At 63.8% G+C, this 24,358-nt stretch carries 15 protein-coding genes; 5 read left to right on the forward strand and 10 right to left on the reverse strand.

The window, feature by feature from the left end:
- Position 1: 1 nt before the first annotated feature.
- The 4 genes from tssM to QM685_RS15325 all read left to right on the forward strand — a co-directional run bounded on the left by tssM (position 2) and on the right by QM685_RS15325 (position 10,298).
- Entirely contained in the window at positions 2–4,162 is a 4,161-nt protein-coding gene (gene tssM, locus QM685_RS15310) for a type VI secretion system membrane subunit TssM (RefSeq protein ID WP_415117204.1), read from the forward strand.
- Between the two features lie 8 nt (positions 4,163–4,170).
- Positions 4,171–6,513 carry a type VI secretion system Vgr family protein gene (locus QM685_RS15315; RefSeq protein WP_415117205.1) on the forward strand — a complete coding sequence of 781 codons (2,343 nt, stop codon included), beginning with the start codon at positions 4,171–4,173 and terminating at the stop codon, positions 6,511–6,513.
- 76 nt (positions 6,514–6,589) lie between these two features.
- Complete coding sequence (locus QM685_RS15320; RefSeq protein WP_415117206.1) at positions 6,590–6,856, forward strand: PAAR domain-containing protein; 267 nt, start codon at positions 6,590–6,592, stop codon at positions 6,854–6,856.
- Positions 6,857–6,872: 16 nt separating this feature from the next.
- Positions 6,873–10,298, forward strand: a complete 3,426-nt coding sequence (locus tag QM685_RS15325) for an RHS repeat-associated core domain-containing protein (protein ID WP_415117207.1) — start codon at positions 6,873–6,875, stop codon at positions 10,296–10,298.
- Here QM685_RS15325 and QM685_RS15330 read toward each other — a convergent pair.
- From QM685_RS15330 to QM685_RS15365, 8 genes are all read right to left on the reverse strand, one after another.
- Positions 10,203–11,597: a GlcNAc-transferase family protein gene (locus tag QM685_RS15330; protein WP_415117208.1), complete on the reverse strand. Its 1,395-nt coding sequence runs from the start codon at positions 11,595–11,597 to the stop codon at positions 10,203–10,205. The two genes, QM685_RS15325 and QM685_RS15330, sit on opposite strands and share 96 nt — an antisense overlap.
- A 39-nt stretch (positions 11,598–11,636) precedes the next feature.
- On the reverse strand, positions 11,637–12,653 hold the full coding sequence (locus QM685_RS15335; RefSeq protein WP_415117209.1) for a fimbrial protein: 1,017 nt from the start codon (positions 12,651–12,653) through the stop codon (positions 11,637–11,639).
- Between the two features lie 76 nt (positions 12,654–12,729).
- Positions 12,730–13,818 (reverse strand): ImpA family type VI secretion system protein, encoded by a 1,089-nt coding sequence (locus tag QM685_RS15340; protein WP_415117210.1) that lies wholly within the window; start codon positions 13,816–13,818, stop codon positions 12,730–12,732.
- On the reverse strand, positions 13,815–14,894 hold the full coding sequence (tssG, locus tag QM685_RS15345; RefSeq protein ID WP_415117211.1) for a type VI secretion system baseplate subunit TssG: 1,080 nt from the start codon (positions 14,892–14,894) through the stop codon (positions 13,815–13,817). Before tssG ends, QM685_RS15340 begins: the two co-directional genes overlap by 4 nt.
- Positions 14,895–16,775, reverse strand: a complete 1,881-nt coding sequence (gene tssF, locus QM685_RS15350; protein ID WP_415117212.1) for a type VI secretion system baseplate subunit TssF — start codon at positions 16,773–16,775, stop codon at positions 14,895–14,897. It lies immediately after the preceding gene.
- Between the two features lies 1 nt (position 16,776).
- A complete protein-coding gene (tssE, locus tag QM685_RS15355; protein WP_415117213.1) occupies positions 16,777–17,295 on the reverse strand; it encodes a type VI secretion system baseplate subunit TssE in 519 nt (172 codons plus the stop codon).
- A complete protein-coding gene (locus QM685_RS15360; protein WP_415117214.1) occupies positions 17,292–18,128 on the reverse strand; it encodes a type VI secretion system accessory protein TagJ in 837 nt (278 codons plus the stop codon). Before QM685_RS15360 ends, tssE begins: the two co-directional genes overlap by 4 nt.
- Positions 18,112–19,071 (reverse strand): TagK domain-containing protein, encoded by a 960-nt coding sequence (locus tag QM685_RS15365; protein ID WP_415117215.1) that lies wholly within the window; start codon positions 19,069–19,071, stop codon positions 18,112–18,114. Before QM685_RS15365 ends, QM685_RS15360 begins: the two co-directional genes overlap by 17 nt.
- 346 nt (positions 19,072–19,417) lie before the next feature.
- On the opposite strand from QM685_RS15365, the gene tssH reads away from it, so the two are divergent.
- Positions 19,418–22,096 (forward strand): type VI secretion system ATPase TssH, encoded by a 2,679-nt coding sequence (gene tssH / locus QM685_RS15370; RefSeq protein ID WP_415117216.1) that lies wholly within the window; start codon positions 19,418–19,420, stop codon positions 22,094–22,096.
- A gap of 670 nt (positions 22,097–22,766) precedes the next feature.
- On the opposite strand, the gene QM685_RS15375 is transcribed toward tssH, so the two are convergent.
- A complete protein-coding gene (locus QM685_RS15375; protein ID WP_415117217.1) occupies positions 22,767–23,435 on the reverse strand; it encodes an Hpt domain-containing protein in 669 nt (222 codons plus the stop codon).
- On the reverse strand, positions 23,435–24,358 hold the full coding sequence (locus QM685_RS15380; RefSeq protein WP_415117218.1) for an ATP-binding protein: 924 nt from the start codon (positions 24,356–24,358) through the stop codon (positions 23,435–23,437). The genes QM685_RS15375 and QM685_RS15380 overlap by 1 nt, the downstream gene beginning before the upstream one ends.

A 24,358-nucleotide genomic window follows, 5' to 3' on the forward strand; every position in this document is an offset into this window, starting at 1 on the left:
AATGTCTTATCTGAACCGCTTCCGGAAACTTCTTTTTACGCGCCAGACGCTGATGTTCGCCGCGATCCTCGTGGTCGCCGCAGCCGTCTGGTTTATCGGCCCTTTCATCGCATTCGGCGATTATCGTCCGCTCGAAAGCGTGCTGTCGCGCACGCTGACGATCATTCTGCTGCTGGTGCTGCTGCTGTTCTGGCTCCTCCACTCGCCGGCCGGCGTGATCGGCGTGGCGCTGCTTTGTGTCGCGCTCTGGTTATGGCATTTCGGACCGCTGCTCGCATTCGGTGACGCACATCCGCTCGCCACGCCGTGGTCCCGCGCGCTGCTGATTTCGGTGCTGCTCGCGTGCTATGCGATTTACGGGATCTATCGTCTGTTGAAGGCGGTGCAGGACGATAAAGCGCTGCTTCACCGCATCCTGAATCCGTTCGCGCGCAAAGCGGACGCCGTGCCGCTCGCGCGCAAGGAAATCAGCGCGGTCAGCTCGGTGGTCGCGAAGGCGATCGAAAAGCTCAAGCGCCTGCGTGGCGGTCCGGGTGGGTTGCGTCGTTTGCTGGAAAACCAGCGCTATCTGTACGAACTGCCGTGGTACATGGTGATCGGCTCGCCGGGAGCCGGCAAGACCACGCTGATCCTGAATTCGGGCCTCGATTTTCCCGATGCCGACCAGATGGCTGAGACGTCGCTGAAGACTCGCGTCGAAACGGCAAACTGCGATTGGTGGTTCGCGAATGAGGTGGTCCTGATCGATACCGCCGGCCGTTATACGGTGCAGGACGCAGCCTCGGCGGACAGCTTGAGGCGGCATGACGTGAAGCCGGAAGACGCCAGGCCGGAAGACGCGGAGCCGCAAGACCCGAAGTCGACGAACGCGGCGGAATGGCACGGTTTCCTCGCGCTGCTGCGCAAACGGCGGCCGCGTGCGCCGATCAACGGCGCGTTGCTGGCTGTCTCCGTCGAGGAACTGCTGACGTCTGCGCCGTCCGGGCGCAAGGCGCTGGCCGCATCGATGCGCGCGCGGCTTGGCGAGTTGCGTCAGCAGCTAGGCATCCGCTTTCCGGTCTACGTGCTCGTCACCAAGCTCGATTTGCTGCCTGGCTTCGGCGAATATTTCCAGTCGCTGACGGCGGAAAGCCGCGCGCAGATTCTCGGTTTCACGCTGCCTTATCGGAACGAGGGTGACGAGCAGCATCGCGACGCGCTGCGCGTGAACTGTGCGGCTGAGTTGCGCGAGCTGGAACAGGGACTCGAAGACGGCATCAATACGCGCTTTTCGGAAGTGTACGAAGTCGATCGGCGCAAAAAGCTGTATGCGCTGCCGTCCGAATTCCGCACGCTGTGCGCGGAGCTGACCGAACTGCTCGCACTGGTGTTTCTCGATTCGAAATACGACGACACGCAGTTGAACAGCACGTTGCGCGGCGTCTATTTCACGAGTGCGGCGCAGACTCACGAAGTGGTGTCCGCCGACAGCACGACGCTGCTGCAGCGGCTGCGCCGAGGGCTGGCGGGTATCGTCGGCGGCAACGCGAAGGCGGCCGGGCTATTGGCCGTGGCGTCGTCCACGTCGTCCACGTCATCGCCGGGCGACGGCGTGCCAAGCGCCTATCGCGGCTATTTCCTGCGCAACCTGTTCCAGCGCGTGATCCTCGCCGAAGGACATCTCGTGCGGCCGAACCGGTACTGGGAAATGCGTTTTCGCGTGTTGCGCCTCGTCGGCCATCTGCTGTCGGTTGTCGTGGCGGTGGGACTGATCGGTGCGCTGATCGTGAGCTTCGACAACAACCGCGACTATCTGGCCGCTATCGATCGCAAGACCGATACGTTCGCCACGCGCGTGACGGCGCAGCGCAAGGCGCCGCGGCCCGGCGCGACGGGGCCGATTCTGTCCGCGTCGCGCGAGTTGCCGCAATTCCATGACCTGGACCTCGACAGCCCCGGTATCGCGTGGCGCTATGGTCTGTACACGGTGCCCGTCGTGCGCGGCGCGGCCACCGAGACCTACGGCAATCTGCTGAAGCAGATGTTGCTGCCGCGGATCGCCAGCCGACTCGAAGCGGTGCTCGACACGCAAATCGGCGCGCAGGACGCGGACGGCGTCTATCGCACGCTGTCGGTCTATCTGATGCTATTCGATCGCTCGCATTACGACGCGAAGGCGATCAAGGCGTGGGTACTCGGCGACTGGGAACACGCGAACAGCGTCGCATCGATGGGCGAGCGCGGCGTGATGGCGCGCCATCTCGATGCGTTGTTCGTCGAAGGCGTGCCCGCGGTGCCCGCAAACCCACTGAACGCGCAACTCGTCACGCGTGCGCGCGACTTTCTGGGCCGCAATCCGGCATCGGGGCGGCTCTATGAACGGGCGATGAACGCGATGGCGCCGGAAGCGCCCGAGAGCGTCACGCTGATTAGCGCCGCGGGTCCGCAGGCGACAGCGGTGTTCTCGCTGGCACCGGGCTCGACGTTCGAGCGGGGCATACCGGGTCTCTATACCTACGAGGGCTATCACGCGGTTTTTAACCCGCGCCTGCCCGAATTTCTCGAGCAGGCGCAAAAACAGGATGCGTGGGTCATGGGCGTCGCCGAGACATCGGCGCGACGGCGACGACGGGCAGGCGGCGCGCCTGGCGAGGCGGCCGGCGACATCGCGGGTGACATCGCGGGCTCCCGCAAGGACCGGATCGCGGACGAAATCCGCCGCCAGTATCTGACCGACTATGGCAACTACTGGCAGCAGTTTCTCGACGACGTGAGGCCGATCGCCGGTGGCGACGACACGCTGGCGCCCGATCTGCAGATGCTGCGGACACTGGCCGCGCCGGATTCGCCGCTCGCCCGGCTCACGCGCACGGCGGTGCGCGAGACGTCGCTGTCGGTGACCGACAACGCGGACGAGCCGTCGCTCGCCGATAGCGCAACGAATGCAATCATGCGTCGCTCGCGGGCGGCGCGCGCGGCAAGCGCCGTTGCCGCGACCGCGACGCTCGGTCAGATCGCGCGGCAGCGCATGGAACGGGAACTGGTCGACAACCGCTTCGCCGCGCTGCGCGAAGTGGTGACCGGTCAGGCCAGCAGCGGCGGCGCGCCGGCCCCGGCGCCCGTGCAGGTGCCGATGGGCGGCGGCAGTGCGCTGCGGCTCAACGGCATCATCGGTTTGATCAACGAGCAGTACACGCACCTCGTGATGGCCGGCAACGTGCTCGCGACCAACAGCATGCCGTCCGTCGACGACCTCGGCTCCACGCTGCAACTGGAAGCGGAGAAGCTGCCCGCGCCGTTTCGTGCTGTGCTCACCGGTATCGCGTCGCAGTCGATGCGCAAGGTGGACCGTGGCGTCGGGTCGTTGCTGGCGCTGCAGGTCGAGTCGAGTGTCGGCGCGCAGTGCCGTCGCGTGATCGAAGGCAGGTATCCGTTCACCGTCAGCGCCCAGGAAGTCGATATCGACGACTTCAACCGCGTGTTCGCGGCCGGCGGGCTGCTCGACGACTTCTTCCAGAAGACGCTCGCGAGTCACGTGGACACGAGCGTGCGGCCGTGGCGCTACAAGCCGGTCAGCCCCGGTATGCCGCCGATGCAGGGCCCGGGCCTCGAGCCGTTCGAGCGCGCGGCCGCGATCCGCGAGGTGTTTTTCCGCGATCCGGGCGCGAACCGGATGGCGTGGAAGATGGGCCTGAAGGTCGTGTCGCTGGATCCGGAAATCACCGATCTGCTGATCGATATCGACGGCCAGAGTCTGCGCTATGCGCACGGCCCGGTCACGACATTCCCGGTCAGTTGGCCGGGGCCGCGTGGCGGCTCGATCGCCGGTATCACCGCGAATCCGCGTGTCCATCCGGACACCTCGACCATCATGGCCGAAGGACCGTGGGCGCTGTTGCGTCTGATCGACCGTGGCCGCGTGACGTCGACGTTGTCGTCGAGCCGCTCGGCGGTGGAGTTCAGTTTCGATGGCCGCCACGCGGTGCTCGAACTGACCTCGGGCGGTCAGTCGGGGGCGGGGTTGACGGGCCTGCTGAGCGGTTTTCGCTGTCCCGGCAGCAGCGGTGACGCCAGGAACCGGACGGCGGCATCGGCAGATTTCCCCGCCGGCGATGGCGGGTTGCAGTTTCGGAAAACCGGTGCGCAATCCCGCACCGGATCGTTTTCGACGAACAGAGTCTAGGGGAGTGAATGTCAAATAGTACGTTGAACACGGCCGCTGTTCAGGCTCGTGCGGTCACGGTGTCCAGTGCGGCAATGCCGCAACTGCTCGGCCAGCCTGCGCTCGAATTCAAATCGCTGAACGGCGAAGAATATCTGGGCAAGCCGTTTAAATACACGCTGCTGCTGCGCACGCCCGACGACTATACGGTGCCGCTCGCCGTCAGCGCCAACATCGACCTGACGGCGCTACTCGGCGAGGAAATGACCGTCACGATGGAGCTCGATCGGCCGGATGAGCTGGCGGCCGGCGCGCAAGCCGCCCAGCGTGAGATCACGGGGCTCGTCGCCGAGGCGGCCTACGTCGGCCGCGAGGGCCGCTACAACGTCTATCGCGTCGTGCTGAAGCCGTGGCTGTGGCTCGCCGAGCTGACGACCGACTTCAAGGTTTTTCAGGACAAGACCGTCATCGAGATCATCGACGAGGTGCTGAAGGACTATCCATATCCAGTCGAAAAGCGACTCGACGTGAGCCGCTATGAGCTGAACGGCGAAAGCCCGCGCAACGAGCCGCGCGCGTTCCAGGTGCAGTATGGCGAGACCGATTTCCATTTCATTCAGCGCCTGATGGAGGAATGGGGCATCTACTGGTTCTTCGAGCATTCCGATGGCAAGCACCGGCTGGTGCTGTGCGACCACATCGGCGCGCACCGCAAGTCGCCGAACCCGGCATACCAGACGCTCGCTTTCCAGCCGCAGGGCGGCAAGACCGACGCCGAGTACATCAAGGAGTTCTCGACGACCGAAGCGCTATGCACCGGTCACTACGTGGCGAGCGACTTCGACTTCACCCGCTCGCGCGCCGATCTGCGCGCGATCAACCAGCAGCCGCGCAACACGAGCTGGAATACGCTCGAGCGCTACGAGTGGCCCGGCGACTACACCGACGGCAGCCACGGCGAGCTGCTGGCCCGCCTGCGCATGGAAGCGCTGCGCGCACCGGGCAGGCGCGCGAAAGGCTCGGGCAACGTGCGCGGGCTCGCGTGCGGCCAGACCTTCGAGCTGACCGGTTACGACTACACGGCGGCGAATTGCGAATACCTCGTTATCGCGACAGAGCTCGAGCTGACCGGCAATCCGGACGAATCGGGCAGCAATTACGAATACACGTGTACCCACGAATTCGACGTGCAGCCGACGAGCGAAATGTTCAGGCTGCCGCGGGAAACGCCGAAACCGCGAGTGAGCGGCCCGCAGTCGGCGATCGTCGTCGGTCCACCGGGCAACGAACTGTGGACCGATGAATTCGGCCGCGTGAAGGTCCGCTTCGCGTGGGACCGCTATGGCCGTGACGCCGAAACGGATTCGTGCTGGGTGCGCGTGAGCCAGGCATGGGCCGGCGCGGGTTTTGGCGGCATCTACATCCCGCGGATCGGACAGGAAGTCATCGTCGATTTCTGGAATGGCGACCCGGATCGTCCGCTGATTACCGGCAGCCTGTACAACACGGTCACCCGCCCGCCTTATGAGTTGCCCGGCAACGCGACGCAGAGCGGTTTCATGAGCCGGTCGCTGGAAGGGGGGCGGCAGAATTTCAACAGCATCCGTTTCGACGACAAGGCCGGTGCCGAGGAATTCACGATCCAGGCCGAACGGGAAATGAGCCGCCTGACGAAGTCCAACGAGTCGCATGTCGTCGGCGCCGACTATACGGTCGGCGTGGCGGCGGCGCACAGCGTCGCCGTGGGAGGCCAGTACACGGTGCACGTGAAGAAGGCCGCGTTTTATTCGGTCGGGCTTGCGCAGTCGGTTGCTATCGGCGGAGCGGAGGCCACGGCGGTTGGCGGTGCATCCGCGCTGACGGTGGGCGGAGCCCGTTCCGTCACGATCGGCGGCGCGTCGTCGCACGCGGTTGGGGGCGCTTATTCGCTGTCCGCGGGTGGCGCTCTGTCCATCGTTTGCGGCAAGTCGTCGCTGACGATGAACAAGGATGGCGAGATAAAGCTTATCGGCAAATGCATTCGCATCCAGGGCGACGAGCGCGTCGTCGTGCAGGGCATGCCGCTGGAGCTCAATCCGGGAGATTTCGAACACGGTAATAAAACGACAGTTCCGGTTCCAGTCGTGGTGCTCGCCGCGGGAGATGGGGGGTTGATACCGGACTGTCCGGATCCGTCGCTTCCGCCTGATCCGACGCCAACACCGACACCAACGCCAACACCGACACCAACACCGACACCAACGCCGACACCAACGCCGACACCAACGCCGACGCCAACGCCGACGCCAACGCCGACGCCAACGCCGACGCCAACGCCGACGCCAACGCCGACACCACCACCGTCGCTACCGCTGTCAGAGATCGAGTGGTAACAAAGCCTTCCACAACCCAATACAGCGGCCTTGCGCACCAGCGCTCGGCCCAGTATTCACGAGGAAATTATTCGTTATGTTTCCCGCTGCCCGCAAAGGCGATGCAACCGGACATGGCGGTGCGATCGTCACCGGCTCGCCGTCCGTGACGATCAACGGAATACCCGCGGCGTTGGCCGGTATCAGTTCGGCAAGCTGCCCGCTCCATCCCTCCATGCAAGTGGTGGTTGCCGGTTCGGCCTCCGTATTCATCAACAACGTGCCGGCGGCTCTTGTCGGCGGCGACACTTCGTGCGGCGCGTCGATCACCGCCGGTTCGCCGGACGTGCTGATCGGTTCGTAACGGGAGGGATCGCGGATTGGAAAGCGGAATCGCCGGGCTAGGCGCGGAGCTGGTCAAGCTGCCCGGTGTCGTATTGCCATCGGCGAACGGCGACCCGACGGTCGACGTTTGCCAGCGGCTTGGTGACGTGGTCGACCGGTATCGACTGCGCCGGGCGCTGTCGGGTGTCTTGTGCCGCGCGGTGGATGTGACGTCGGGCAGCAAGGTCTGTCTTCCGGCCGACGAAACCGACTTCGCTCTTCGTGGCTGGCTCCCGCTCGACTGGTCTCGTTACTATTCGAGCGCCCGCGCTACGGTCGGGCTGCTGGGCGTCGGCTGGCACACCCGCTGGGAAATCACGTTGCACAAGGTGGGCGACAGGCTCGTATATGCCGACGAATACGGCAACACGCTCAGCGTACCGTTTCCCGAACGTGGCACCCAGGTCATCGCACCGTCGGCGCAACTACACTTCGCTCATCTGCCTGATGGCCGCATCGTCGTGGCCGATCTGACGCCGCATTACCTGGTTTTCGGTGATTTTGGCGCAAACGGGATTGCGCGGCTCAAGTACATCGAGGATCTGCACCAGCAGCGGGTCGGATGCATCTGGGACACGCAAGGGCGTCTGCTACGCATGCGCGATACGGGCGGACACGAGGTGCGGATGCACTATGAGACCGCCATGAGCACGCGCCTCACCGCCATCGAGTGCGTCGGTGGGGGCCCAGGCGGTGTGCTCGTCCAATATGGGTACAGTCCGGACGGTGAACTCACGGAGGTTCGCAATCGCGTCGGCGCGATCGTTCGCCGCTTTGCATGGCGGGAAGGGCGGATCGTCGAGGAGGCCGGGCCGCTCGGCATGATTACGCGCTACGCGTGGCGGACGATCGGCGGTATCGCGCGCGTGGTTGAGCGCGCCACTTCCGAGGGCGCACATGACCGGTTTGCCTATGACGTCGATAATCGCGCCAGTCAGGTGACCGACGTATTCGGCCGCGTCGCTGGCTGGCAATACGACGAGCACGGCCACCTGCGGCGGCATACGGATTTCGACGGACGGCGCTATCGCTTCGACTATCGGAATGCAGACGCCCCGACCACTATCTGGCTGCCGGGCGAGCGTGTGGTCTACCTCGAATACGATGGGCTCGGCCGCGTCACACAGGAAACCGATCCGCTCGGCAAGATCCGGGTCACGCAATACGCGTTCGCGTCGCGCGAGCCGGTGTCCGTGACGGAGAGCGACGGCCGCATATGGATGTGGGCGCGCAACCGGCGTCTGCAGCCTTTGCATTATCAGAGGCCGGGCGGCGCAATGACGCGCTTCGAGTACGACGCGCATGGCTTCGTTGCCCGCTCGACCGACGCGCTCGGTGTCGCGACGGTCTATGTGCACGACGTGTGGGGTCAATTGATCCGACGCACCGAGGCCGATGGCAGCGCGACACACTATGAGCGCGATGCCAATGGCTGTGTCGTGCGCGTGACCGACGCACTCGGCGCGGTCACGCTGATCGAGCGGGACAGGCTTGGTCAGCCGGTGAGCGTTACGCGTCCGGACGGGCAGGTGGAGCGCCATGTCTGGAACGTCTCTGGCCAACGGATTTCATTTGTTGGACCGGGTGGCCAGAGTCGGCATTGGTACCGTGACCGGCGCGGCAACGCGGTGCGCGTAGTCGACGAGGAAGGGCATGTGATCGCGCGGCAGTACGACGCGCATGGTCGTCCAGTGCGCATCGAAAGCGGGAACGGGGCAGTCCAGACGCTCGAGTGGGGCGCGCGCCACTGCCTGTCGATTACCGACGCGGACGGCGTCGTGCGCAGCTTCGACTATACGGATGCGGGTGAGATTGGCCGGGTGACATCGAAAGCGGGCGCGCACGAGCGTAGCGAGACGTTCACCTATGATGCGGCGGGACGGGTTGTCGAGCGAGAAACGCAGCACAACCGCTACCTATATCGCTACGGCGTTCGCGGAGGGCTCGAGGCGATTAGCCGCACGCCGACAGACGAAGGCGAACTGCTCGGCATCGGTGCCGATGAAATCCGTTTCGAGTATGACGCGGGCGGCCGTCTGGTCGCGGAGCAGGGGGCAAACGGCGAACTGCGTTACACGTATGACGCTATCGGCCGCCTCGTCGCGACGCTGTTGCCGCAGGGGCAGGAAGTACGGACCCGCCGTCTCGAGACCGGAGCGATCGCGCTTGTCGAACTGGACGAGCGCGAGGTTGCGCAATTCCGGTATGACCCGATGCGGCGTCTGGTTGCACGCACGCAGGGTCGCTTGCGAACGCAGACGGGCTATGCGCTGCTCGGCCGGCCTGCGTGGTGGCGCTCGACGACGCGCGACGAGCGAGCCGCTGCGGCGACGCCACCTGAAAGCGATATGCAGTTGTGGCGTGAAGCGGATTACAGTCGCGGTGGCCTGCTGATCAGAACCGGCGGTCCCGCCGAAGACCAGACCTGGTACGACTACGACCGGCGCGGCTGCATGCTGCGAAGCGTGTCGGAGCAGCTCGGCATCGAGTACTTCACATGGGATGCCGCGCGCAACCTGCTCGATACGCCCGGTGGCAACTGGTTGCCGGCCGTCTACGCCGATCACCGGATCCGGGAGTGTCGTGGCTATCGCTATGAATACGATGCGTGGGGTCAACTGGTGCGCAGGAGCGGTCGCGATCACGCGCTGTCGCTGGAATGGGATGCGGAAGGACGGGTGATCGCCGCGCATCGCATGGGTCGTACCGTGCGCTATCAGTACGATGGACTCGGCCGGCGTATCGCGAAGCGCGTTGAAGCCGGTTTGCCGCAGCGGTCGCGGACACCGGCGCAGGACGAGCTCACGCGCTATCTGTGGCAGGGGCGCAGGCTTATTCAGGAGCAGCGTCTGGATGCACTACGCACCTATCTTTATCAACCGGGGCCGGCCGGTTCGACGGGTTTTGCGCCGCTTGCCTGCGTAGACCAGCCGCTGGCAAGCGATGGCAGCATCAAGGACACGCAGATTTACCACTACCATACCGACGGTGTGGGAACCGCGATCGCACTGACCGACGAAGCCGGCAACGTGGTATGGAACGGCAACTATCGTGCTTGGGGGAAGATTGTCACCCCGGCGTCGAGCCGCGGTGGAACAGTCGCGCAGCCGCTTCGCTATGCCGGTCAATATGCGGACGAGGAAACGGCATTGCACCATAACGGCACGCGTTTTTATGATCCGGACGCGGGCCGTTATATCAGCCCCGATCGCACGGTTGACGGTGGCGTCAGTCCTTACTATTACGCACCGAATCCGGTGACATGGAGCAATCCGCTTGGTCGCGCGAAGCCGGAGCGTTTTCCGTATCTTGCAGGTGAGGAAGCGTCAAACAACGATGGTGTGCCCGACCTGGCTCAGCAGATTGCCGGTGTCGTCAAACAGTTCGATGACGTACCGGTCTGGGATCCGTTCGAGCGCTGATACGAAGATGACGTGATAATCGAGCCAATTGTTCACCCGGTATTGGGACAGCCGGCTGGCCTCGATGGTCTCGCGGTGCAGACTGGCTGCTCCGTCGTCGTAAATGGTGACGACAGCCGATGTTGCGCACGACAACGCGTTTGTCGTTCCCGGCAACGCCACGTGCTTGTCGAAGGTATCCTGATGCAGGCAGACGCGGACATCATTGGCGCGCCGCATGGCGGCTTTCCATATGGCTTCGTCGGGGCGCGGTGTGGCGGGCGCCGGTGGTGGCTCATGATTTAGCGTGGCCTCGTGCACGCCGCGACAGGCGAAGCTGATGCCCGCATATGTCTCATACTCGGCCACGGTGCGCTCGGTGCCAAGCCCGTATTTGCCGAAGTCATGTTGCGCATACGTTTCGCCGTCGACGCCGAGTAGTGCGCGATTGCGCCGGTACGCGCGAGCGCTGCGTTCCCCCCAGTGTTCGTCGATTTCGCCCCTTTGCTTTGCCTGATCGGTGTGGTCGTCCCACATCCTCACGCGATGCTCACGCGTGTACTCGTGCCAGGCAATCAGACAGTGCGGATGGTATAGGTCGTAGCCATGCGTGAAGGCTCGCACCGCGATAGAGATTTCCTCGCCGAGAAAGAAATAGTCTGGATCATGCTGGACGGCTTCCGCGAAGTGGCCGTCGGCGAACGCGAAATGTCCGCTGTAGAAGCGCGCGCGAACCGGTGCATCCGCTGCCGGAAAATTCTTGCCGCGAAACATCACGACGCCTTCCGCACCGAAGCAATCGAAACCCAGGAGCTGCGGACTGCCATGCAAGTTCGCGTCGTTCGCAGGGTCAAACGAGGGAAGATACGCGGTCAGCAGCGGCTTGGGGCTTTTGCCGCGCAGCGATTCCAGGGTGTCGATTACGAGCCTGTCCCATCCTTCGACGAAGCGATGATGCGAATCGAGCTGCAGCGTATAGCGTTCCCCCCCGTAGCGTTGCTGAAGCGTGTTCCGAGCCCAGCATGCGCCCTGCGTCATCATGTGCGGTACGTCGATCAGTTCAATCTTGGTGCCGCGATAGTCGAGATGCTGAACGGTCCAGTCGCCGGCCTCTTCCATTCGCCATTTGCCGAAACCTTGCCGCCAGAATTCGCCCAGCGTTTCGTCGGGCGCGTGCTGCCAGCAGACTGCGACGCGCAGCCAATCCGGTCTTTTTGCCTTGTTGATCAAATCGAGCAGCGTGGGGATCAGTTGTGAGTCACGGTAGCTTGCGATCTGCACGAAGATCGAGTCTGGCGATGTAATGGGTAAAGCGATCATGCGGGTGCTTCCGGGCCAACATAGCCGATTGGGGTGGGGTTAGAGGATGGTCATGGTGAGCGTCGCGGTCGCCTGAATTTTGCCGGCGGTCGGCGTCGCGCTTCCCACGCGCAGGACGGTCGCATCGAGTGAGAACGGCGACTGCATGCTTCCGTTCGGGGTATGGACGAGCGTGCTTGCTGGATCGTTCGGCCTCAGGATCGTGCCGCTAGACACATCTTTCAGGCGGATAGCGAGATTCGTCGCCCCGGTGTTTTTCAGCATGCTGGCGTCGTCGGGATCGGGCGCGCCGGTTAGTGCCGCGGTAATCGACGCAGGCGGCGTCGGCCCGGTGCAGAGCATCGTGAACTGGACCGGCTGCGTGGGGCCCGATGTAGTGGATACGTCGGCCGGACCGAACGTGCCAAAGTCGATGTTCAGTGTGGTGGTGTTGACCGAACAGCTAGGCAGCACCTTGATGTTGATGCTGCCACCGTTGACCGCGAGAACAGTCGCGCCGTCACCGTCTGCCTGGGCGATACCCACAAGACCAAACTGAACGTTGACATTGCTGGCGATGTCCCCGGTCTTGAATAATTCGATCCGGAACTGGGTGCCGGCGCTGAAGTAGTTGCGTACCCTCTGGCCCGGTCCGTCCGTGCCTGGCGGGACCGGCCTTGTGAGCGGAAAGTCCACCGTGGTGCCGTTTCCGCTAACCTGACTGAGTTTGAAGCCGACACCGGGCACATTGGTGTTATAGACACCCGGTATGCTGGATGGCGTGGCCCCGACGAGACTCATTATCAGCGTACCGCCGTCCGTGCACATCATGAAACCCGTTCGCACGGGAAGTGCGGTGGATAGGCCCGTGGCGATCGACGAACCGACAGGAAGCCCGGGATCGATCGATACAGAACTATTCTGAAATAGCACGTTGGCCTGCACCTGCTGATAAGCGACCTCATTGTCATTTTGCATGTTGGCAATATCGGTGGGACTCAACTGCAGACACACAGCCGATGCAATACGCGCGATCCCGAAGCTGACGAGGACAAGAAGTTTGACGAGTCTTTTCATTGGAGGTTATTGCGTTAGCCGATGTGCCGTATGGATTGACGGAAAAAGAAGTAAAAGCGGTGACGCCCGAACTGGCTCAGTTATCGATCTCATCCCATTTGGCCAGCAGATCGGCCGGAATGATCTGGGCAAGTTCCGAAAAACGCTTGCCTATCATTCGTTCCGACTGGCGCAACAGGACAATGACGGGGCTGCTCGGTTCGTTCTGCTCGAACCACATGCGTGTTTGCTGAATGGCCGCGAGCGCGCTCCACCGGTCGATGGGCGGCGTAGCGGCCACGGAAGATGGATCGGTCGGCACGTCTGACGGCAACGCCGCGGCCGCGAGCGGGGTTGGCGCGGCGGCGGGCGTGGTAAGGGGAGCCGCCCCGGATGCTGTGTCATCGCCTTGCGCCGCGGCGTGCCTCGCGACCACGGGCGCCGCCGTCCCGCCATTCTCCAGTTGCGGTTGCGCAAACGGCTGCAGCGCGCGAGCCAGTGCGCCGAGATCGAGGGCATCGGCGCCGAGCTTTTCGTCGCACCATGCGGCAATGCTTTCAGTCAGACGCTGCGCGTCGACGAACGCCGCGATCGTCGCGTCGCGCCGGCCCCACCATTCCTTGAGGAGTCTGGCGACGGATTCCGGCGCAAGCGTGTCTTTCTGGCGTGGCATTGCAAACGCTTTTTCGATATCGCGTAGATGTAGCTTCAGGCCCGCGGCTTTTGGCATCACGATGTCGCGTACGTCGCCGAGTACGCCGTCGGCATCGACGAGCGCGGCGATCGCGTTCGCGTACGTCACCGGGTCGCGCTCGCCTTCGAAGACAGGCAGCGGATGGAGCGCTTCGCCGTAGCATTCGAACATTGCCTTCAGGAGCGCCAAGCCGTCGCGCAGCCCGGCCGCTCCGTCGAGCCGCACCCGGCTGCGCAGCAGGATGATCGCGAGGCGGATGTCCTTCGTGCGCAGCAGCAGCGCGCGGCAATCCCGTTCGATTTCGGCCCAATTGGCGGCGGCCGGGATGTCGACGAAATCGCCGTACTGCGCTTCGACACGTGGGGCCGCGGCGGCGAGCAGCATCACGAAATCCGGATCGTATTCGAGGTCGGGGCCGCAGGGTGCATCGGCGCCGACCGGTTCGAGCAGGTCGGCGTAGCGCAGCACGGCAGCGGGAGTATTGGCATTCATATGGAGAGACTCCGGGATCGATCGTTGTATTGCTCGGGCTCGAACACCATGCCGACGACAGGCCGTTCGTCGACCGACTCGCCGAGCCATGTCGAATAGCCGAGTCGTTGCTGCGCGCCGGTGCGGGCCGGCGGCGCGGCGCGCGGCTGGACCAGCAGCTTGACCTCCCATGCATATTCGTGGCCGACGAAGGCCCGCACCCATTCGACGAACGTGGCCAGATCTTCGCCATGCGGTGTAAGTCGCAGATACTGTTCGAGGTCGAGCGGCCCCACCACGAGACGGAACTTGTGCTGCCGGTCGGGAATCGTCTCGCCGAGCTGCGCGCATTCGCCGATGATGGCCGCCGGGCCGGGTATGCCGAGTTTCGTGTGTTCCGATGCGGATAGATGGATCCAGTGCGAAACGAACTCTTCGACCGTCATGGGCACGCCGAAGTAATGCGATAACGTCGCGGCGACGCCGGCCGGATTGCGCGACTCGCGCACGAGATGCGCCGCCGCGCTGTAGCGCGCGTGCGTCGGCAGACAGGAGCGCCGCGCTTCGGCCGGGTCGACTCCGGTCAGGCTGGCGACATAGAAGGAGAACGTTTCGTCGTCGGGCCGGTCGAGCGACGCGGTGGCCTGCGCCGATGCCCACGCGCGGTAGAGTTGCGACAGCGCGCGATGATGGAACAGGTCGACGAGGTCAACGAGTGCGTGATCCTGATGACTCTCGACGCGACTGTAGGCGAGCTCTGTCATGTGCAGCGGCAGTGGCCCTTGCGGTCCCCAGACGCCGAGTCCGAACAGACGCACGTCGAGGCGGCCGTTGCGCATGTCGAGCGCTGCGATTTCTCGCGGCGCGAACGTCATCGTCGGCTGCTGGCCGATCCGAAAGGGTTCCTCGCCAGGCAGGCGCGCGGTACCCGGCAACGGCATGTTCGGCTCGCGCGCGGCAATGGCGCGCAGCAGGCTCATGAAGCCGGATTGCCACGGCGTTTGCGGGTCGAACCAGGCGCTGAGCCGGGGGCGCGGCGATTGCGAATCGAGCACCGACGGCATGGACGCGGCGACGGGTATGTTCAGGGCGTCCATTTACACTGCTCCGCGTCCGCCCATGCGCGGTCGCCACTGCGTGACGAGGCCACGCTGCATCGAACGGAGTTCGGTTTCGGTAAAGACGTTGATCGACACATGACGGGCGAGGTAATGCTCGAGCACGAGGCCGAACAGATACGGACTGACACCGGAGAAGCCGGTTTCGTCGACGGTCAGTTCGCAGCGCACGCCACGCCCGTAGACGAGCAGCCCCTCTCCGGGCAGACGCCGGACGACGGGCTCGGTGCGCGCGCCGACGAGTGCCTCGATCTGCCTCGCCTGTTCGCGCTCGCCTGGCGTGATGAAAAGGCCCAGCATGTTGCGCAGCGCCTGGCCACCGTCGCCGTGATCGAGTTCGGCGAGCGGCATGTAGTTGAAGCTCAACTGGCGGATCAGACGCCACGCCGTTTCGCCGCTTGCATAAGGCGCGCGCGGCGCGCCTGGCGCATGCACGAGGCTGACGCCCTCGATTGGCACCGAGTCGGGCATCCTGAGGTCGGTTTTACCGTTGCGCGGAATCAGACGCGGCAGGTCGCGGTTCGTGACCCAGGCGTCGACCGACAGGTAACGGATGTCGTCGGGGTACGGCGCTTCGGCCTGATCGACCAGCGACACGTAGACCTCGGTACCGATGTACGGCGTGCGTGTGCCGTATTTGCGCGCGTTGGCCGACAGCGCACGCTGCTCGCGGCGCACCGAGAAATAGCGGCCGTGGTTGCCCACGTCGCTGTGTAGCGTCTGATAGAGCGGATTGAACTCGACTTCGAGCGAGGTTTCGGCCTTCTTGCCGGACACGCGAGAGATCGAGAAGATTTCGTAATCGAGTGGCCGCGTGCGGTCGGCAAGCAGATGGAAATCGGTCTGCGCGCGGTTGAGTTCGACACGGTCGATGCGTTTGGGAAACAGATTGATGACCGGCGTGCAGAACAGCAGGAAGCGTGATGCATCGACGTGCGTGGTCAGTTCTTCCGGCAGTCGGTCGAGCAGCAGCACGACTTCGGCTTCGTTGCTGTCCACGCGCGCGAGACCCGGTGCGAGCTGCGTCAATGCGAAGAAATAGAAGCGCTGGCGGCATGCGAAATACTCCTGCAACAGATTGTGGCCGTGGAACGTATTGCATGTGAGCGGCAGCAGTCCCTGATCTGCCCGCAGGCCTTCGAACTCCACGGGCGATTTCGCAACCACGTGCCCCTCGCCGCGCTGCGCGCCATACGCGCGTACCACCGAGGCGACGCTGCCGGCGTGGATCAGCTCGAACAGATGCGAGGCGATGCGTTCGTCTCCGCCGAGGTAGACCGGCAGCCGGTCGAAGTTCGGCATCTGGCTGAACGTGACCTCGCCCGTTGTGCGCAGCCGCAACCGCAATGCGCCGCGTAACTGCTGATGCGGCAGCAGATGGCGGTCGGTGTTCGGGATATCCGGAGGCACGGCAGTGAGCCGTGCCTCGGCGATTTCGATCGGCCACAGTGTCACGTCCTGACTACTGCGGAATTCGCACGCGGTTTGCTCGCCGGGCGGAATCGCCGAGCGCAGCATGCTATCGCGCGGCACCTGCACGCCTTTCGTGAATTCGCCGGCGCTGAGGCTGGGCCGCAACTGCGCGACCGCAATGGACGGCGTGGGCGTGACGTAATTCGGATAGATCACTTCGAGCAGCCGCTGCGTGAAGCGCGGAAACTCGGCATCGAGCTTGATCTGCGTACGGGCGGATGTGAAGCAGAACGCCTCGATGAGGCGCTCCACGAAGGGGTCGGCGACCTCGATGCCGTCCATGCCGAGACGGCGCGCGATCTTCGGATGCTGCGCGGCGAATTCGCCGGCCATCTCCCGCATGTAGGTCAGTTCGGTGTTGTAGTAGTCGAGAAATTGCGGATCCATGTCAGTGCTCCCCACGGAAGTCCGTATCGAACCTGATCAGGTTCATTTCGATGTCGAACGCGCTTTGAATGCGAAATTCGAGCGGATAGGGCGACCAGTGCATGAGCCCGGCGATTTCGAATATCAACTGGTTGTAGCGGATCGGGTCCTTGCTGTGGAGCGGCCGGATACGCAGCGAGCCAGATATCAGGCGCGGTTCGAAGCGCGTGAGCGCGGTGAGGACCGTGTTCTCGACATTCTCCCAATTGTGATTGGTGAGATAGTTGCCGGACAGCGGAGCAATGCCATAGTTGACGACCGACGCGGCCACTGCGTGATGCCGCGTCTTGTCGAGTTCGTCGTCGAGACTGGTCGTGTTGAGCAGCAGACTCAGATCGCGTTCGATAATGCGGTGCATGCGTTCGGCGTCGGGCGCATAAGCGCCCGGATGTTCGGTTTGCCGGTGAGGGGCGTCGTCGAGCAGGCGATCGATCAACGACGGCAGGTACGCCTGCCGATGCCGGATGTCGGACGTGCTCATGTCCGCTCGTCGTGAATGAAGTGGCATTCGCCGATGTCGAGCAGGCCGAAGTCGCCGGTGTCGGTGCGCCAGGTTTTCTGGCCGAGCGCGATCACGCCCGTTTCGCCGATGTCCCTCCATATGGTTTCACGCGCAAGCTTGATCGCGGACGGGCCGCTTTCCGAACCCGGATAGCGCACTGGGAGGTAGCCGCGCAACACGGTGGCGTTGCGCAGGCCCACGATGACTGAACGCCAGACGAGATCGGTCAGCGCGGTGACAGGGCCGAGCGTGAGCGATTTCATTGCGTCGAACGGTACCCACCGGTAGCCGCCCGCGACGGCCAGTTCGCACACCGGGCCAAGACGGGTGTCGCTGTCGGCAAGCCACTCGAATGCGCCGATCCGCGTGCTTTCGCCACGCGTTGCCGGTGCGTGGTCGAAGGCGGCGGTACGCAGTTCGTCGGCGGCGATGAGGTTGCCTTCGCCGAGTTTGACGTTGGCCTCTATCAGCAAGTTGACCCACGTCGGCAGCGGATCGATTTCGCCGGGCGTGCGCTGACCCGCGAACACCTCGGTGCGGAACATCTCGCTCTGGATCAGCCCGCGATAGAGGTGCGCGCGCGACGCGCCTTCGGGTTCCAGCGCGGCACACGTTTGCAGTTGCTGCAGCGCGCGTTCCCATTCGCCGTCGACGCACAACAGCTCGAACAGCAGCCAGCGTTCGCGTACGTTCGACGGATGCCTGCGCACGTTGTCGATTGTCCGCGCTTTCAGTTCGCCGAAGGTCTGTGTCTCAAGCAGGCTGTTAAGTGTCGGCGCGCGCGATGCGGGCAGCTCAGCGGTCGTGTTCATCTGGGGACTCGGGTTCTTCGGATTCGATCGAATGAGGCATGGACATGGAGCTGTCTATGCTGACCATGTGGTGTTCCTCGCGCGCAAGCTGCGCGGCCTGGCTCGCACGGCGGGGGGAGAGGCCGCGCGGCGCGAGCAGCGTCAGGATTTCGTGCGGTTCGTCCGCTTCGAAGATCTGGCCGGCGCCAAACGCGTCGAGGCTATCCAGCAGCGTGTCGATATTTCTGCCGTGGGTGAGCAGGTCGACCACCGACGATTCGGTATGCGAGGGGGGCGTGAGTTCGGCGAACGGATCGTGCCGTATCGTGATGACCGGGTTGCTGTTGTCCGCGGTTGCCGTCTTCAGCGCATGCGTGTTGCCGCTCTTCTGGCTCAGGAGTGCCTGACGGTATTCCAGTGTGAGCGCGGCGAGCGGGTCCAGCTCGGATACGTTTGATTCGAGTGTGTCCGCCGCGCCGACGTCGGTCGTCCAGAACAACGTGCTGCCGCCGCGCCCGTCGTCTTCACGCACGGGTGAATGGTTCGCGGTTCGCAGCGGATCGCCATGACCATTGTCGCAGCCATCCCCGGCTAGCGCGATCAGGTCGCTCCAGTCTTCCGGCTTCCCGAGCTCGGGTTCGATCCGGGCAACGGGCGGCACGCTTGTGCGATGCGCAGGACCGGCGGCTTCTGAACAGGGCGGCATTTCGTTTCGCGGGTTCAATGGAGAATCGCACATGGGTTGAGGGTCGGCACTCGCGGACGGTTCGCCGCTGGACGAGTGGCCCGAATCAGTACCGTTGTCTCCGTTCGAGCGGAGTACGCAGCCAGCCGCGCTCGCGTCTGACGGATCGCTTCGTGAAACGGACGGCTTCTGCCCGATAGGTTCGAGTGCCCTTGCGAACATCCTGAGCATGCCTGCTTCGGGGGGCGAGTTGTCCCACCGGGCCTGATATCCGGTCATGATCTGGCCGCTGGGTGAACGCGACGGGCGCGAAAGAAATCTGCCGATGGAGCGTGCATGCGGGAAAACTCTCCTGCTACGGGAAGTGCAAAAGCCGCCTGCAAAAAGTGCGAGCCGACGTGTGAGGGGATGCATTACGGAATGGATGGTACTTCGCACGTTTCGGGCGGAATATGGGCAACGGCCCAAATACATGTGGCACTCGACGGGCTATGCTTTGACGCACGATCAATGCGACATGTGCGTGTTTTCGGATACATCCGGTCAGCAGATCGAATGTCGAGCCGAACCCGCACTTCGTTCGCCTTACCCCTGGCCACAAGCCTCAGTCAACCGCTACGTCATCATGTCCATTTCACGCCATGCGCTGTTCGGCAAGCTCGGCGCGACGCTCTTCAGGAGCATTGAATCCGCTACCGCGCTCGCCAAGCTGCGCGGTAATCCATATATCGAGCTGGTGCACTGGCTGCATCAGTTGATGATGCAGCCTGATAGCGATCTGCATCGTATCGTCAGGCATTGCGACATCAGCCGCGAACTGCTCGAACGGGACCTGCAAACCTCGCTGGCCGCATTGCCGTCCGGTGCCAGTGCGCTCACCGATTTTTCGCATCACGTCGAGGCGGCGATCGAGCGAGCGTGGGTGGTCGCGACGCTGGCGTTCGGCGAGCACCGGATTCGTGGCGCGTGGCTTATCGCCGCGCTCGTCGAGACACCGGAGTTGCGGCGCGTGCTGCTGTCCATTTCGCCGGCGTTCGGCAAGATTCGGCTCGACGGCCTTCATGACGCACTGCCGGCGTGGATAGAAGGATCGCCCGAGGCGCAGGACGCGCCGTACGACCGGAGCGATTTCTCGTCCGCGGTGCCGGGCGAGGCGTCCGGGGCGCTCGCCGCGCCGGCGAAGGGCGCCGCGCTCGCGCAGTTCTGCGCGGACCTCACCGCGCGGGCGCGAGCGGGCGAGATCGATCCCGTGGTCGGCCGTGAACTCGAGATTCGCACGATGATCGACGTGCTGTTGCGCCGGCGCCAGAACAACCCGCTGCTCACCGGCGACGCGGGCGTGGGCAAGACCGCCGTCGTCGAGGGACTCGCGCTCGCGATCGCGACCGGCGAAGTACCGCCGAAACTCGCCGAGGTCCGGTTGCTGAGTCTCGACGTCGGTGCGCTGCTTGCCGGCGCGAGCATGAAGGGCGAGTTCGAAGCGCGACTGAAATCCGTGCTCGAAGAAGCAGTGAAGTCGCCGGCACCCGTCGTGCTGTTCGTCGACGAAATCCACACGCTGATCGGCGCGGGCGGTCAGGCCGGCACCGGCGACGCAGCCAATCTGCTCAAGCCGGCGCTCGCGCGCGGCACGTTGCGCACGATCGGCGCGACCACGTGGGCTGAGTACAAGCGGCACATCGAGAAAGACCCGGCGCTCACGCGCCGTTTCCAGGTGCTGCAGATCGTGGAGCCCGAGGAACCATCCGCCATCGACATGGTGCGAGGTCTTGCCCGCACACTTGCCAGCCATCATGGTGTCGTGGTGCTCGACGAAGCGATTCGCGCGGCCGTCACGCTGTCGCATCGCTACATTCCGTCGCGTCAATTGCCGGACAAGGCGATCAGCCTGCTCGATACCGCTTGCGCGCGCGTCGCCTTGTCGCAACATGCGCCGCCGCGCGAGCTGCAAGGTATCCGCGAGCGGTTGCGGGCCGCGCGCGTCGAGGCTGAGCTGCTGGACAACGAGGCGCGCATCGGTCTCGGCGATGGTGCGGCGCTCGTTGGGATCAAGGAGAGCATCGCCACGCTCGAGGTGGAGGAATTCGCTGTCGATGTTGCATGGCAGGTACAGGCGCAGACCGCGAAGGCGCTGGCGGACGCGCGCGATGCACTGAGCGGCATCGTCGAGGGCGATGCGCGGACGAGCGTCGACACATCGATGGGCACATTACGCGAGTTGGAGCAGAAGTTATCGCACCTGCAGGCGGACACCCCACTCGTATTTCCCGAGGTCAACGAAGCGATCGTTGCGGAAATCGTCTCGGACTGGACGGGCATTCCTGTCGGGCGCATGGTGACAGACGAGGTGAGTGCCGTTCAGTTATTACCCATCACACTCGCTTCGCGGGTGATCGGCCAGTACGCCGCGCTTGAGCAGATCGCACAGCGTGTGCAGACCGCGCGTGCCGGCTTGGCGGATCCGTGCAAGCCGCTTGGTGTGTTTCTGCTTGCGGGGCCGTCCGGCGTCGGCAAGACCGAGACCGCGCTTGCATTGGCCGAGGCGCTTTATGGCGGTGAGCAGAACCTGATCACGATCAACATGAGTGAGTATCAGGAGGCGCATACCGTCTCCGGACTCAAGGGGGCGCCGCCGGGATACGTCGGTTATGGCGAAGGCGGCGTGCTGACGGAGGCAGTACGTCGGCGCCCGTACTCGGTCGTATTGCTCGACGAAATCGAGAAGGCGCATGGCGACGTGCACGAAATGTTCTACCAGGTGCTCGATAAGGGCTACATGGAAGACGGAGACGGACGCTATATCGACTTCCGCAACACCACCATCCTGATGACAAGCAACTTCGGTTCCGATCTGATCGCGAGTTTGTGCGCCGATCCGATGCTCGCGCCGGATATGGACGGGATGCGGTCCGCGCTCACACCGGAATTACTGAGGGCATTTCCCGCGGCGTTCCTCGGCCGCGTGACGGTCGTGCCGTATCGACCGCTGAGCCAGAACGCTCTTGCCGAGATCGTGCGTTTGCACCTGGATCGGGTGGTGTGGCGTATGGCGGAAAGCAAACAGATCGAGCTGACATACGCGCCGGAAGTGGTCGACTATATCGTCGGACGTTGCCTGGTGCAGGAAACGGGCGCGCGTTTGTTGATCGGTTTTATCGAACAGCATGTGCTGTCGCGGCTTGCGTGGCAATGGCTCAATGCATTTGCGTCGAAAGAAGCGCTTACGCATGTCGCGATCGAAGTGGCCGATCCGGCCGCGGCGCCTGCTGAAGCGTTCGTGTTCAAGTCATCCAATCCCGTGTGACCGGGACATCCTTTGGGTATTTCGATCAATCCGATTTGTAGAGAATCTTTTCGGACAGGGCTGATAGCGAATTGACCGTGCGAGCCATTACTATGCTCGCCAAGGTGTTGTCATAGAGACAACCAAGCCATGAGCCCGCTATTTCTATCCGAAATAGTGGGCTCACACAGGTCCGCGGAGGGCGTATATCAGCGCTCCGAAAAATTCCTGTCTGTATGCTTAACTCGCGCACGTTTGCAATGTCGAAAGCGTTGTTCGCGATGGGCGCCCGCACTAAAAGTCGAAAAGATATTGATCTTGAATTACACGTTTGCCCTACATTTTTTTGTCGTCCTGCTCACGGTACTGTCCGTCGTACTCGCAATACTTATGATGCGATGTGATCCACTACCGGTACAAAACATTATCCAGATCGATGTACTGCAGCGTACGCAATGGCCCAGCGTCCTGGTACGCACGGGCATCGTGTGTTTACTCGCGTCGTTTGTGCTGCTGCTAATGGTTTGCGACCTTCTTTGCGATTGATTTTCTTGCGCTGAGCGATCTCGATCAAGATCAACGATTTCTCATATGGAACTTTCCCACGCCTGGATGCTGCTATTGGTGGCATTCGTCCTGTATTGCTTCGTCCTCGTATGGTTTGGCTAGCGCGCACGGGCATCAACCCGGCTCAGTTTGCGTCGACCACCGGCTTATGCAGCACAGCCTCCAGCGCTGGCAGCAAACGGTTCGCCGCATGTTCAGGCGCGGCTCGCCTGGCATTGGCCAGGATCATCGACAACGCTTCGCGCGCACTCTGTGCGTGACGCAGCATCGTCGCCTGAACCTGGATGTCGAACGTGTCGAGCAGATCCGCGGCTGCCGCAACGCCTTGCTCCCGCACCGTGCTTTGCAACCGCGCGCAGGGCTCGTCCAATTCCTCCGCGTCGAAAACGCGCAGCGCACCGCGTAGCGAATGCAGTTCGGCGAGCATACGCGTCGTATCGTTGTCCCGTCGTGTGGCCGCGAGCGCCGTAAGTGACGCGTCGAACGAATCGAGGAAGGACTGACGCACGGCGGGCGGCAATGCCCGCTCGCCGAGTAGTCCGTCGTCCGCGTCCCCGGCGCCGATACTGCGGTCGTCCCGGGTAGTAGCCTCTGTCTCGGTCCATGCAGCGGCCGTGGTCTGCCCCGTCACTTGGGCCAGCGCCGCGCATAGCCGCGCAAGCGACAGCGGCTTCGTCACCCCCGCCTGCTCGCAGCGCTCGCGCTCCTCGAGCGTCACCGATGCAGTGGCCGCGATTACCGGCATGTCCGGCCAGCGCGTGCGTGCTTCGCGAGCCAGCGCATAGCCGTCCATCACGGCATCCACAGATCGGTGATCAGCACGTCGAAGGTCCGCTGCGACAGCGCGTCGAGCGCCTCCTCGCCGTCCGCCGCCAGCGTCGCTTCGCAGCCGAGCAGCGCCAGTTGCTCTTCGAACAGCCGGCGATTGGCCACATTGTCTTCCGCGACCAGTACCTTGAGCCGGCGTGGCAGCACCTGTGGCGTCTCGGTCTTCCGTTCCAGCGGCATGCCGCGCAGCGTATGCTGCAACGCCTGCGCGAGTCCCTTCGGACTGAAGCTCGACACCCGCACGAGCCGGCCCGTTGCGACCGGATAGACCGGACCTTCGGCGCTGCAATCGATGACCCACGACGCCTCGTCGAGGATCGCGCTTTCATCGTCCGCGTGCCACGTATCGCGGTCGCCGCTGAAAATGACGGCTTCCACTTCCTCCAGCGTCTGCTGCCCGATCAACGCCGGGTGCCGGTATGCGGCGACCGTCAGCCCCCACGCCTGCAACGTCGGCGCGGTGGCGGCCTGCCATGCATCGGCGGCGGCCACGAGCGCCACCGTTTCGCCGTGGAAGCGCGGCATGTCGGGCGCGGATTGCGGCTCGCCGAGCGGCACGCGCACGGTAAAGCAACTGCCTTTACCGGCCTCGCTGCGCACCGCGATGCTGCCGCTCAGCGCGTGCATGAGCTGCGAACACAGCGTCAACCCGAGGCCTGTGCCGCCGAAGCGGCGGCTGATCGTCGCGTCCGCCTGACTGAACGGCGCGAACACCGTGGCCTGCTGTTCGGCGGTCATGCCGATGCCGGTGTCTTTGACCTCGATCCGCAGATGTGTTTCTTCGACGACCGACATCCGCAGCACTACTTCCCCGCGCCCGGTGAACTTGATCGCGTTCGACAGCAGATTGTTGATCACTTGACCGAGCCGCGTCGGGTCGCCGCGCAT

The organism is Paraburkholderia sp., from assembly GCF_047605525.1.
In the GTDB taxonomy this organism is placed as follows: Bacteria; Pseudomonadota; Gammaproteobacteria; order Burkholderiales; family Burkholderiaceae; genus Paraburkholderia.